This is a genomic window from Cognatundibacterium rugosum, assembly GCF_014284365.1.
GTDB lineage: Bacteria > Pseudomonadota > Gammaproteobacteria > Burkholderiales > Burkholderiaceae_D > Undibacterium > Undibacterium rugosum.
In genome coordinates this window covers 83,880-96,422 of sequence record NZ_JACOGG010000012.1, presented here as the reverse complement: position 1 = coordinate 96,422, position 12,543 = coordinate 83,880, and the positions used below count along the sequence as shown (strand labels likewise).

Genomic DNA, 12,543 nt, shown 5'->3' with positions numbered 1-12,543 from the left:
AGGAGCCACCCATGTTGGAAGCCTTAAAGCATCTTGCCTCAACCTCAGCAGCATCAGCTTCAGCATCAAACTCAGCAGGACAGACTGAACTGCTCAATCGCTTCAATGATTTACAGCCACCGCTGAATGCGCGTCAGGCTGCGCTCGAAAGTGCACGTTGTCTGTACTGCTACGATGCGCCTTGTACCCGCATCTGCCCGACAGAAATTGATGTTCCTTCTTTCATACAGAACATCGCCAGCGGCAATCTGCAGGGCGCAGCGACTGGCATTTTGCAGCAAAATATACTGGGAGCGAGTTGTTCGCGCGTGTGCCCCACCGAGATCTTGTGTGAGCATGCCTGTGTACGTAATCATGACAGCGAGGCGGCACCGGTGCGTATCGGCCTCTTGCAACGCTATGCGCTCGATCATGCCGGCTTCACTTCTCACCCATTTCAACGCGCAGCTGCGACTGGCAAAACCATTGCTATCGTTGGCGCGGGGCCGGCTGGACTGGCCTGTGCGCATCAGTTAGCCATGCATGGTCATGACGTGGTGATCTATGAGTCGCAAGCCAAAGCGGGAGGCCTGAATGAATACGGCATCGCTCGCTATAAGCTGGTGCAGGACACGGCGCAGCGTGAAATCGAATTCCTGCTGGGTATAGGCGGCATCCGCATTCTGTGCAATCAGACCCTCGGTCAGCATATTCATCTGAACGATTTACGCAGGGATTATGATGCGGTGTTTCTCGCGATAGGCTTGGGTTCCAGCCGCCGTCTTGGTTTGGCAGAGGAAGATGCGCCGGGTATGTTAGCTGCGGTCGACTATATCGCTGAACTGCGCCAGAGTCAGGATTTATCCGGTTTAGCACTGCCTGCACAATGTGTGGTGATCGGTGCCGGTAACACAGCAATCGACATGGCGGTGCAGATTTCCCGTCTGGGTGCAGAGCAGGTGACATTGGTGTATCGCCGTGGTGCACAGCAGATGTCTGCCACCGCACATGAGCAATCGATTGCGCGTGATCACCAGGTCAGAATCATGACCTGGCAACAGCCGCAGCAAGTGTTGCTGAATGCGCAGGGCCAGGTGAGCGGACTGCGCGTGGTGCAAACGCGCGAGCATGCGGGGCGTCTGATTGCCGATGGGGTCGTCACAGATATTCCGGCGCAGGCAATCTTTAAAGCGATAGGCCAGACGCTGGATACGCAAACCTTCAGCGCTGGCGATGCGCGCGATATCCGAATTGAGCACGACAAAATCCGGGTTGATGCGCAATATCGCACCAGCCTGGACGGCGTGTATGCGGGCGGCGACTGCATCGCTGCCGGACAAGACTTAACGGTGCAGGCGGTACAACACGGAAAGCTGGCTGCGCTGGCGATCCATTCTGATCTGAATGCGAAGGTGTGATATGGCTGATCTGTCGATTCATTTTGCGGGTATTAAGGCGCCTAACCCGTTTTGGCTGGCCTCTGCGCCACCGACCGATAAGGCTTACAACGTGGTGCGTGCGTTTGAAGCCGGATGGGGCGGCGTGGTATGGAAAACCCTGGGTGAAGATCCGCCACCGGTGAATGTCTCTTCGCGTTATTCCGCGCACTTCGGTAAAAACCGTGAGGTCATCGGGTTTAATAATATCGAGTTGATTACCGACCGTAGCCTGGAGATCAATCTGCGCGAAATCACGCAAGTCAAAAAGGACTGGCCGGATCGCGCCATGATAGTCTCGCTGATGTATCCCTGCGATGAAGCCAGCTGGAAGCGTATTTTACCGCTGGTGGAAGCGACCGGCGCAGATGGCATAGAACTCAATTTCGGCTGTCCGCACGGTATGCCGGAACGTGGCATGGGGGCTGCGGTTGGCCAGGTTCCTGAGTATGTAGAAATGATTACACGCTGGTGCAAACAGTATTGCTCCTTGCCGGTGATTGTCAAACTGACGCCGAATATCACCGACATCCGGGTTCCGGCGCGGGCGGCACTGGCGGGTGGGGCGGATGCGGTGTCGTTGATCAATACTATCAATTCGATTACTTCCATCGATCTGGAGCAGATGGTGGCAAGACCGATAGTCGGCCATCAAAGTACCCACGGAGGTTACTGCGGCAGTGCAGTCAAACCAATCGCGCTGAATATGGTGGCAGAAATTGCCCGTGACCCTGCCACGCGCGGTCTGCCGTTGTCCGGTATAGGTGGTATCGGTAATTGGCGGGATGCGGCTGAATTCATCGCACTGGGTGCCGGTTCGGTGCAGGTCTGCACCGCAGCGATGTTACACGGCTTCCGGATAGTGCATGAAATGAAGGATGGTTTGTCACGCTGGATGGATACACAAGGCTACGCCAGCATCGCAGACTTTTGTGGCAAAGCGGTACCGCAAACCACAGACTGGAAATATCTGGATATGAATTACCAGGTGATTGCCCACATCAATCAGGATGCATGCATACAGTGCGGCCGTTGTTATGTGGCCTGTGAAGACACCTCCCATCAGTCTATCGCCCAACTGATCACGGCAGAGAATGGCCGTCGCTATGAAGTTAAGGCGGAGGAATGCGTGGGCTGCAATCTGTGTCAGATCACGTGTCCGGTAGAAGGTTGTATCAGTATGGTGCCGCAAGATAGCGGTAAGCCTTACATGAACTGGACGCAGGACCCGCGTAACCCACGTGCTGACCTACAGTCGCAATCCTGAGCTGCAGATACTGAGGAAGTCCGTGACGGTGGCTGGTCCAGCCTCGTCATGCTTAGGTGTTGAAATGTCGGCCATGCTGACAAAAAACAGAACGTCGTGTGCAGGCAAGCGTAGTATGCTGCAATGCTGTGTGCTGACCAGCCTGCCAGTGCAGACCTTGCTGCCAGGCGGAGGCGGCCGGAACAATTTTTGCGTGTATGGGCTTGCTGGCAAACCCGGCATGGCGGTACACCGTTTCAACACTTAAACCGAATTTTGTAGGAGACCAATAATGCATACTGAAAGTGGACGGCTGTGGAATGAGGACCTGGCGCCAACCACGGAGGCGCAGCGTAACTGGCGCTGGTTCCATTTCGCCGCCTTGTGGGTTGGGATGGTGATGTGCATCCCCGCTTATACGCTGGCGGCAAGCCTGATCGAAGGCGGCATGTCTGCTTTGCAGGCTGTCAGTACCGTATTTATTGCCAATGCCATCGTGTTGATCCCCATGCTGCTGATCGGTCATGCCGGTGCTAAATACGGCATCCCGTATGCGGTGCTGGCACGCACTTCATTTGGTGTACAAGGCGCGCGTTTGCCAGCGCTGATGCGTGCCATCGTGGCCTGTGGCTGGTATGGGATTCAGACCTGGTTTGGCGGTCAGATGATATACACGCTGGGCGGGGTCTTACTCGGACATCCGCTGGGGAGCGATGTCTTACCCGGACTCGGTATCAATACTGCTCAGCTGATTTGTTTTCTGCTGTTCTGGGGCATACAGTTCTGGTACATCTTTCATGGCATGGAAGCGATCCGCCAGCTGGAAACCTATACCGCACCGCTCAAAATCCTGATCTGCTTTGTCTTGCTGGGCTGGGTTTATCAGAAGGCCGGCAGCTTTGGCCCTATCCTGGATCAACCCTCGCAGTTCGCTGAAGGTGGCAAAAAAGCTGGTCAGTTCTGGAGCAGCTTCTGGCCCTCACTCACGGCCATGATAGGTTTCTGGGCTACGCTGGCTTTGAATATTCCTGACTTTACGCGTTTCGCCAAATCCCAGCGCGATCAGGTGCTGGGCCAGACCATCGGTCTGCCTGCGCCTATGGGTTTGCTGGCTTTGCTGGCGGTGATTGTGACTTCGGCTACCGTTGTTTTATATGGCAAAGCAATCTGGGATCCGGTTGATCTGGCCAGCCGCATGACAGGTGCGGCGGTGCTGGTGGCCTTGATTATCCTGCTGATCGATACCGTTTCCGTGAATCTGGCTGCGAATCTGGTGGGGCCAGCTTACGACTTTTCTGCGCTGAATCCGGAAAAAATTTCGTATAAAACCGGTGGCTATATCACGGCGGGGATCGCGCTGGTGATGATGCCGTGGAAGATACTGGAAACGACCCAGGGATACATCTTTACCTGGCTGATCGGTTACTCGGCGTTGCTGGGGCCGATAGCCGGTATCCTGATTATCGATTACTACTTTATCCGCCGCACCCGTATTGAGGTCGCGGCGCTGTATCAGGAGCAGGGCATATACAGCTATCAAAATGGCTGGAACAGGGCTGCGGTGGCTGCCTTCATTCTGGGCGTATTGCCGAATATACCGGGCTTTTTGAATGCCGCCTTTCCAGCTTCTTTCCCTGATATTTCTGAGTTTTGGAAAACCCTGTACACCTATGCCTGGTTTCTGGGTTTGATGCTGTCAGGTGTGATGTATTTGCTGCTGATGAAAGGCAAGCGCGCAGCTTGAATTCCGGCTGGCAGTCAGCCGGGTGGTCGATGTCGTCTTGTTTCAGGAGTTGCGATGAGTATCTTGATACGTGGTGGTACGGTAGTGAATGTGGACACAGAATTTCGCGCCGACGTCCTATGCGAAGGCGGAAAAATTCTGGCAGTAGCAGCCCAACTTGAGGCACCGGCCGGTGCTGAAGTCATTGATGCCGGTGGTTTGTATGTGATGCCAGGCGGTATAGATCCGCATACGCATATGCAGCTGCCTTTCATGGGCACGGTCACACAGGATGATTTTTTCAGCGGTACTGCCGCCGGGCTTGCTGGCGGTACGACCAGCATCATCGACTTTGTGATTCCCGATCCTCAGCAAAGTCTGATGGCGGCGTTTCAGCAATGGCGCAGCTGGGCTGAAAAATCTGCCGCCGACTATTCTTTTCATGTTGCGGTTACCTGGTGGGATGACAGCGTACATCGTGATATGGGAACGCTGGTGCAGGAGCATGGCGTCAACAGCTTCAAGCATTTCATGGCCTACAAAAACGCCATCATGGCTGATGACGAAATTCTGGTTAACAGCTTTTCGCGCGCGGTGGAACTGGGCGCAATGCCAACCGTGCATGCGGAAAACGGAGAGCTGGTTTACCGCCTGCAGCAAGCCTTGCTGACACAGGGAAAAACCGGGCCTGCTTCGCATCCGCTATCACGGCCTCCGGTGGTGGAAGCAGAAGCTGCACAGCGCGCGATTGCGATTGCCGATGTGCTGCATACGCCGCTATACATCGTCCATGTGTCGTGTGCGGAATCGCTGGCTGCGATCACACTTGCCCGCAGCAAGGGGCAGCGCGTGTTTGGCGAAGTGCTGGCCGGACATTTGACCGTGAACGACAGCGTTTACCAGCAAACCGATTTTGCTCAGGCTGCCGCCCATGTGATGAGTCCACCATTCCGCGCGGCGCACCACCAGCAAGCCTTGTGGCAGGGTTTGCAGAGTGGGAATCTGCACACGACAGCGACCGATCACTGCACGTTTTGTGCGGCTCAGAAAGCGGCTAGTAAAGATGATTTCACACGTATTCCCAATGGTTGCGGCGGCATAGAAGAACGCATGATGGTGCTGTGGGATGCCGGGGTCAACAGTGGCAAACTCACGCCGTCTGAATTCGTGCGTGTGACTTCCGCCAATTGCGCCCAGATCTTCAATATCTATCCACGTAAAGGTGTGATTGCTGCAGGTTCCGATGCTGATCTGGTGTTATGGGACCCGGCCGCCAGCAGAACTTTGTCGGTGAAGACCCAGTTTTCACGCGGCGATTTCAATGTGTTTGAAGGGCGCCAGGTCCGGGGTGTGCCGACGCATACCATCAGCGGCGGCAGGCTGGCATATCAGCTGGGTGACTTGCGTGCCGTGGCCGGAGCCGGTCAGTATGTGAAGCGGCCGCCGTATTCTGCCGTGTTTGCGGCGATGGATAAAATGCGCAGTGCGTATTGATTGCATATCAAGGAGAAGCACGATGTCCGTACAGCAGTTACGTATTAATCAGGAACGATTGTGGCAGTCACTGATGGAACTGGCGCAGATCGGTGCGACTGAAAAAGGGGGCGTAAAACGGCTGGCGCTGACCGATCTGGATAAACAGGGACGTGATCTGGTCGTGTCCTGGGGCAGGGCAGCCGGACTCAGTATCACTATCGATCAGATCGGCAATGTGTTTATGCGGCGCGCAGGACGCAACCCGGCATTGCCGCCTGTGATGTCTGGCAGTCATATTGATACCCAGCCGACCGGCGGTAAATTTGATGGCAATTACGGTGTGCTGGCGGCGCTGGAAGTGATACGTACCTTGAATGAACATCAGATAGAAACGGAGGCGCCATTGGAAGTGGCGTTCTGGACTAATGAAGAAGGGTCGCGCTTCGTACCGGTGATGATGGGCTCAGGCGTGTTTTGCGGCGCTTTCAGTCTGGAGCATGCGTATGCCGCGACCGACACCGCCGGTCTGAGCGTGAAAGATGAGTTACAACGCATCGGTTATTTGGGTGATCAGGTGCCAGGACAGCATCTTGTCGGCGCTTATTTTGAGGCGCATATAGAGCAGGGCCCGGTACTGGAAGATGCAGGAAAAGTCATCGGTGTGGTTCCCGGTGTGTTGGGTTTGTCCTGGTACGATTGCACCGTGACCGGTATGGAGGCGCATGCAGGGCCGACGCCTATGGGCTTACGCAAGGATGCTTTGCAGGTCGCAACCGGCATCATGCAGGAAGTGGTGAATATCGGTAACCGCTATCCGCCTTATGGGCGTGGTACCGTGGGCATGGTGCAGGTGTTTCCGAACAGCCGTAATGTCATTCCGGGTGAAGTGAAATTCAGTATGGACTTACGCAATGTCACGGCTGAATTACTCGATACCATGCATCAGGAAATTCTGGCCTTTATCGAACAACGCAGCCGTGATACCGGCCTGAAAATTCATGCGGAACGGGTTTCGTATTATCCACCTTGCCCCTTCCATCCCGATTGTGTGGAGGCGGTGCGCAACGCCACAGCCGCACTGGGTTACAGCACGATGGATGTGGTGTCCGGTGCCGGGCACGATGCGATTTACACGGCAAGACTGGCGCCATCCGGCATGATCTTTGTGCCCTGCAAAGATGGCATCAGCCACAATGAAATCGAAGATGCGCAGCCTGCACATCTGGCCGCGGGTTGCAATGTCTTATTGCATGCGATGCTGGCGAGTGCAGGTGTCGTGCAGAACTAAATTGCGACCGTGTATGCAGAATCCGCCAATTGTAGGACTGGCGGATTTTTTTATGCACCAAATAATTGTTGTTCCGTGATATGCGCCAGTGCCTGCGCCGCGCTGTCGTTTTGTTCACGCAAACCCGCAGCGATATTGCTACGGTTTTGTACCGACTTATTCTGGCTGGTTTTCCATTTTCCGGTAATACGTTCTACTGGAATTTCTATACCGACGATCATTTCCATCAGCGTTTGTATGTAGTCAGCTGGTGCATCACTAACGCGCCAGGGACGACTGCGTTGCGCTTCAAAGTGATCGGTCAGTTGCTCCAGTATGTGCAGGAAGTCAGTCTTGTCATCGACGGTTTGCAGCTTGCCATGCACATGTACTACGGCATAGTTATAAGTTGGCACCACCGCACCGCTTTGCTGCTTTTCTTCATACCAGGCTGGCGTGATATACGCATGCGGCCCCTGAAATATCACCATGACTTCGCCCTGCTGCTGCCAGACCGGATTGGCACGCGCCACGTGCGCGATCAGCCTGCCTTGCGGATGGGTGGCATTCGCCGGCAGCATCAGCATAGGAATATGATCTGCAGTTAAACCCTGATTGCTGTGGCTGACCAGGCTGCCCAGCGGATAAGCGCGTATTAATCCGTGTAATACTTCAGGCCGGTTTTCGTTGAAGGCGGCTGGCATGTACATGGTGTTGAAGGACTCCTGATTGCGTTGGTATGGATGGGTGTTGGGTGCTGAAACGGGAACTGCAATTGACACATCATGCCATGAATGGTGGGCTACTTGCGTTACAGATATAGCGTTTTTTCGGGAAGCTGTGTTTGCCACAAACTGCGCCGGAAGCAAATGGTGATTGCAACCGGCACAGCAGCTTGTCGGCCATGATAAAGGCCTCAATCGGGAGGCGTGCGCTGCGATACAGCGCGACGATGCGTGATCAGCGGGTTAGTGTAAGGATGCACCTTAGTTGTGACATCCAGCGGCGGCCTGTATGCTTACTGGCTGCCACCGGTGGACGCGCGGCCAGTCAAGCGAGTCTTAGTCGTAGCGTGATAAATCCATTGCGGCGCGCAGCAACAACGGAGTTTGCCTGCTGCTTGCAGAGGCGGACTTGCTCAGATGTGCTCAAGGTGCAAAGTATGCTTACGCTACGCATCATGAAATGATCAGTTTGGTGTTTGGGTGGAGCCTGATGTCCTGTTTTACCAGGGACATCGTTGTACTAAGTATTGTGTGTATTGCGTGCTGCTGATTAGGAATCAGCCTGGCTGTTGCAGATGTAGCGAGGATAGAGCTGTTAGCCTTAGCGGTAGTACTGGTGTTAGCATCGATGCGGCCTGGCGCCCGGCAGTCTGGGCTGCGGTGCACTGATTGCGTGTGGCGACATGATGGGTGTGAGAGTTCATAAGCCTGACTGTATATGCTGAGCTTGCAGCTCGTCAAGTAAAAAAACAGCCACTTCATTTTTTGAAGTGGCTGTTTGGTCTGTTTTACTCAATGCTACTGCATTCAGCAGCACATGCTGATTACCAGATGGTGATGCGTTTTTCCGGTGCGACGTACATCTTATCGCCTTCTTTCACACCGAACGCGGAATAGAAGCCGGGGATGTTGGTCAGCGGTGCATTGCCACGAACCGAAGCCGGTGAATGCGGATCGGTATTGAGCAGGCGGATCGCCTCTGCATCACGTGCTTTACCGCGCCAGACTTGTGCCCAGCCCATGAACAGGCGTTGTTCGCCGCTATAGCCATCAATCACTGGCGCAGGTTTGCCGCCCAGCGAAATCAGATAGGCTTTATAGGCGATGGACAGGCCGGAATTATCGGCAATGTTTTCACCCAGCGTCAGCGCACCATTCACGTTGTAACCAGGCAGCGGGCTGTAGGCATTGTATTGCGCGATCATGGCTGTAGTCAGTTTGCCGAAGTTAGCTTTATCCTCTTTGCTCCACCAGTCGCGCAGATTGCCGTCACCGTCAGACTGGCTACCGGAGTCATCGAAACCATGGCTGATTTCATGGCCGATTACCGCGCCGATACCACCGTAATTGACCGCATCATCCGCTGCCGGATTGAAGAAAGGCGGTTGCAGGATAGCAGCCGGGAACACGATTTCATTCTGACGCGAGTTGTAATACGCATTCACGGTTTGCGGGCTCATGCCCCATTCTTTACGGTCTACCGGCTGCCCCAGTTTCGCGAGCTGACGCTGATAGCCATGTTCACGACCACGTATCACATTCCCCACCAGATCATCTTTTTTGATGTTCAGCTTGCTGTAATCACGCCAGACATCCGGGTAACCTATCTTAGGGGTGAACTTAGACAGTTTGGTGAGCGCTTCTTTCTTGGTTTCAGGGCTCATCCATTCCAGAGTTTCTATGCTTTGACGGTAAGCCTCGATCAGATTGGCGACCAGTTTTTCCATGCGCGCCTTGTTCTCAGGCGGGAAGTGTTTTTCCACATAGATTTTGCCCAGGGCTTCAGACAGACTTTCTTCCACGCGCGCAACGCCACGTTTCCAGCGCGGCTGATTTTCAGGAATGCCGCGCAGCGTCACGCTGGAAAACGCGAAATCTTCATCGACAAAGCGCTTAGACAGCAGGTGCGCGTAGCTGCTCAGCACCTTCCATTTGTAATACGTCTTCCACGTGTCCAGCGCTGTGTCTTCCTGTACTTTAGACAGCGCAGTAAAGAAACTCGGATGGCGTACGATCACGTAATCGACTTTGTTGCCTACACCTGTACCTTCAAAATAGCGTGTCCAGTTAAAGCCTGGCATCAGCTCAGTCAGTTTGCTGACTTCGACTTTGTTATAGGTTTTGACCGGATTGCGGTTTTCCACCTTAGTCCATTGAATTTTTGCGATCGCGGTTTCCAGCGCGAGTATCGATGCCGCTGACTGGGCAGCGTCTTTTTCGCCGCTCATAGAGAGCATCTTTTCTATGTGCTTCAGATACGCATCACGGAAGCCCTTGAGCTTGGCGTCGTCGTCCTTCAGGTAGTAATCACGATCCGGTAAGCCCAGACCACCCTGGCTGATGTACACCGCGTATTTGGCGGATTCTCGCGCATCCTGCGCCACACCGGACTGCACAGGCAAAGACACGCCCAGGTGTGCCAGTTGTGCGATCAGCGCTGGTAAATCTTCTTTACGGCTGACTTTATCGATCTGGCTGAAGATCGATTTGAGTGGTTGTATATCCAGTTTGTCGGCACGTGCTTCATTCATGAAGCTGTTATACAGATCGGCGATTTTTTGTTCATTGCTGCCGGCTTTCAGATGTTTGTCCGCAGCCAGCGCAGTGATAATCGCATGCGAGCTTTGCTCAGACAGATCGCGCAACTGATCGAAAGAGCCGAAGCGTGCACGGTCAGCCGGAATATCTGCCGTGGCCAGCCATTTACCCGACATGAATTTGAAAAAATCATCCTGAGGCCGGACGCTGCTGTCTATCCATTGCAGATCGATGCCGGATTGCGGTGCAGCCTGTTTCGTTGCAGCAGCCGGTGCATTATTCGCCGGAGCGGCGCTGGCAGGCAGTGCGTGAAATGCAGAAGCGAGTGCAAGACTCAGCAAGGTAAGACGCATAAGAATATCCTTAAAAAAATGAGTGGCTGTTCAGCTAGCCGCGCCTTATGTGGTTCATTGTGTGGCGCAGCGATTGGCACTGACAACAGAAAACAAAAGAACAGGCTGCTTGGAATCAGTGTAACGATGAAAAGTTCAGCACTAAATACAGAAATTGAAAATTTTTTTGCGTATGTCTGATTCTGTGTACATCTACGGTAAGGCATGGCGCTACAATGCAATGTTCCGAAATCCTGCTATATCATTTTTGTTTAGCGAAGTTTGCCTCTGCTACGAATGAAATTGTTGCCAAAATCGATAAGTATGCAGCAAAGGATTCCTCTTTTTTTTGTGAGTATTTATGAAAAAATTTTTCCAATTAATGCGCCTGGCAGCTTGCCTGAGCACCGCTGCCATCAGTAGTGCGTGGGCAGCATCTGCACCGGCGACGGTGCGGGTCGATTATCAGCATAGTGGAGACGCCAAGTCGGAACAGTATGCGATAGAGCGTGTCCTCATCGAGCCTTTGCCATGGCCGGGCAATCTGGATAAGCGCATCGATCAGACCAATCGCGGTGTCAATAAATTCGAGGTACGCGATGCCGTCAGCGGTGAATTGCTGTACTCACGCGGTTTCTCCACCATTTTTGGTGAATGGCAGAGTACCGATGAAGCGGCGAAACTCAAACGCAGTTTTCAGGAATCCCTGCGCTTCCCTAAACCTGAAAAACCAGTCACCGTCAGTGTACTCAAACGCGATGACAGCAATCACTTCGTGCCGGTATGGAGCGTGAATGTTGATACGGATGCCCAGGATGTGATTAAAAAGCAAGCAGACAGCGGCTTAAAACCGATACCTGTCCATGTCAGCGGTGCGTCGGCGGATAAGGTGGATTTACTGATTATGGGTGATGGTTACACCCAGCAGGAAATGGCAAAATTTGAAGCGGATGCACGCCGTCTGGCCAAGCATTTGTTCACCGTCACGCCATTTAAAGAGCATGAAAACGATTTCAATATCTGGGCGATTGCTGTACCTACCGCCGAAAGTGGCGTATCGCGTCCATCAACTGGCGTGTATCACGCTTCGGCTTTGGGGGCGCGTTATGATGTGTTTGGTAGCGAACGTTATATTCTGACGCTGGATAATCAGGCTTTGCGCAGCATCGCCCAAAATGCGCCGTATGAATTTATCGAAATTCTGGTCAATAACCAGACCTATGGCGGTGGTGGGATTTTTGGTCAGTTCAGTACTGCAGCGGCCAGCAGTGACTGGTCGAATTACCTGTTTGTGCATGAATTTGGCCATCATTTCGCGGGTCTGGCCGATGAATACTATACCTCGCCAGTCGCTTATCAGAGTACCGGTCAGCGCAATGAACCCTGGGAGCCGAACGTGACTGCGATGAAAGACCCGGCGCAACTCAAGTGGAAGCAGTATCTGAAAGCATCCACACCGCTGCCAACGCCGTGGCCTAAGCAGGTGTATGACGAGGCTTCGCGCGCTTATCAGAAAAAACGTGCTGAATTGCGCGCTGCCGACCGGCCTGAAGCTGAAATGAATGTCTTGTTTAAAACCGACCTGGCCAGATCGACTCAGTTACTCAATAGCGCACCACACCGCCATACGATAGGCGCATTTGAAGGTGCGAACTATGAATCGACCGGTTACTACCGTCCTGAAATGCAATGCATTATGTTTGATCGCAGCGAGAAGTTCTGTGCAGTTTGTCGCGATGCGGTGGCGGCTATGATAGACCTTTACGTACCGGCCAAACCCTGAGTCGCCTTAAGAGATGATCAGCATGCACAAAAAAAGCC

8 protein-coding genes are annotated in these 12,543 nt (G+C 53.6%); 6 read left to right on the top strand and 2 right to left on the bottom strand.

The annotated features are described in order from the left end of the window. Positions 1–11: 11 nt before the first annotated feature. The 5 genes from H8K47_RS12355 to H8K47_RS12335 all read left to right on the top strand — a co-directional run bounded on the left by H8K47_RS12355 (position 12) and on the right by H8K47_RS12335 (position 7,148). On the top strand, positions 12–1,397 hold the full coding sequence (locus H8K47_RS12355; protein ID WP_186881719.1) for an NAD(P)-dependent oxidoreductase: 1,386 nt from the start codon (positions 12–14) through the stop codon (positions 1,395–1,397). A gap of 1 nt (position 1,398) precedes the next feature. Further along, on the top strand, positions 1,399–2,682 hold the full coding sequence (gene preA / locus H8K47_RS12350) for an NAD-dependent dihydropyrimidine dehydrogenase subunit PreA (protein ID WP_186881718.1): 1,284 nt from the start codon (positions 1,399–1,401) through the stop codon (positions 2,680–2,682). Between the two features lie 271 nt (positions 2,683–2,953). Next, positions 2,954–4,405 carry an NCS1 family nucleobase:cation symporter-1 gene (locus H8K47_RS12345; RefSeq protein WP_186881717.1) on the top strand — a complete coding sequence of 484 codons (1,452 nt, stop codon included), beginning with the start codon at positions 2,954–2,956 and terminating at the stop codon, positions 4,403–4,405. A 54-nt stretch (positions 4,406–4,459) separates the two neighbouring features. Next, positions 4,460–5,878 (top strand): dihydropyrimidinase, encoded by a 1,419-nt coding sequence (gene hydA, locus H8K47_RS12340; RefSeq protein WP_186881716.1) that lies wholly within the window; start codon positions 4,460–4,462, stop codon positions 5,876–5,878. Between the two features lie 22 nt (positions 5,879–5,900). Further along, positions 5,901–7,148: a Zn-dependent hydrolase gene (locus H8K47_RS12335; RefSeq protein WP_186881715.1), complete on the top strand. Its 1,248-nt coding sequence runs from the start codon at positions 5,901–5,903 to the stop codon at positions 7,146–7,148. 50 nt (positions 7,149–7,198) lie between these two features. Here the strand turns inward: H8K47_RS12335 and H8K47_RS12330 are convergent, their stop codons facing one another. Beyond that, positions 7,199–7,837, bottom strand: coding sequence for an FMN-binding negative transcriptional regulator (locus tag H8K47_RS12330; RefSeq protein ID WP_186881714.1), 639 nt, complete (start codon positions 7,835–7,837; stop codon positions 7,199–7,201). Between the two features lie 839 nt (positions 7,838–8,676). Next, complete coding sequence (locus tag H8K47_RS12325) at positions 8,677–10,743, bottom strand: M13 family metallopeptidase (protein WP_186881713.1); 2,067 nt, start codon at positions 10,741–10,743, stop codon at positions 8,677–8,679. A gap of 340 nt (positions 10,744–11,083) precedes the next feature. Between H8K47_RS12325 and H8K47_RS12320 the strand changes: the two genes are divergently transcribed. Further along, complete coding sequence (locus H8K47_RS12320; RefSeq protein ID WP_230405200.1) at positions 11,084–12,505, top strand: IgA Peptidase M64; 1,422 nt, start codon at positions 11,084–11,086, stop codon at positions 12,503–12,505. Positions 12,506–12,543: the final 38 nt, after the last annotated feature.

Excerpts from the sequence above, each read along its gene's own strand:
- hydA (WP_186881716.1), top strand. The coding sequence starts at position 4,460 with ATGAGTATCTTGATACGTGGTGGTACGGTAGTGAATGTGGACACAGAA.
- H8K47_RS12335 (WP_186881715.1), top strand. The coding sequence starts at position 5,901 with ATGTCCGTACAGCAGTTACGTATTAATCAGGAACGATTGTGGCAGTCA.
- preA (WP_186881718.1), top strand. The coding sequence starts at position 1,399 with ATGGCTGATCTGTCGATTCATTTTGCGGGTATTAAGGCGCCTAACCCG.
- H8K47_RS12320 (WP_230405200.1), top strand. The coding sequence starts at position 11,084 with ATGAAAAAATTTTTCCAATTAATGCGCCTGGCAGCTTGCCTGAGCACC.
- H8K47_RS12325 (WP_186881713.1), bottom strand. The coding sequence starts at position 10,743 with ATGCGTCTTACCTTGCTGAGTCTTGCACTCGCTTCTGCATTTCACGCA.
- H8K47_RS12355 (WP_186881719.1), top strand. The coding sequence starts at position 12 with ATGTTGGAAGCCTTAAAGCATCTTGCCTCAACCTCAGCAGCATCAGCT.
- H8K47_RS12345 (WP_186881717.1), top strand. The coding sequence starts at position 2,954 with ATGCATACTGAAAGTGGACGGCTGTGGAATGAGGACCTGGCGCCAACC.
- H8K47_RS12330 (WP_186881714.1), bottom strand. The coding sequence starts at position 7,837 with ATGTACATGCCAGCCGCCTTCAACGAAAACCGGCCTGAAGTATTACAC.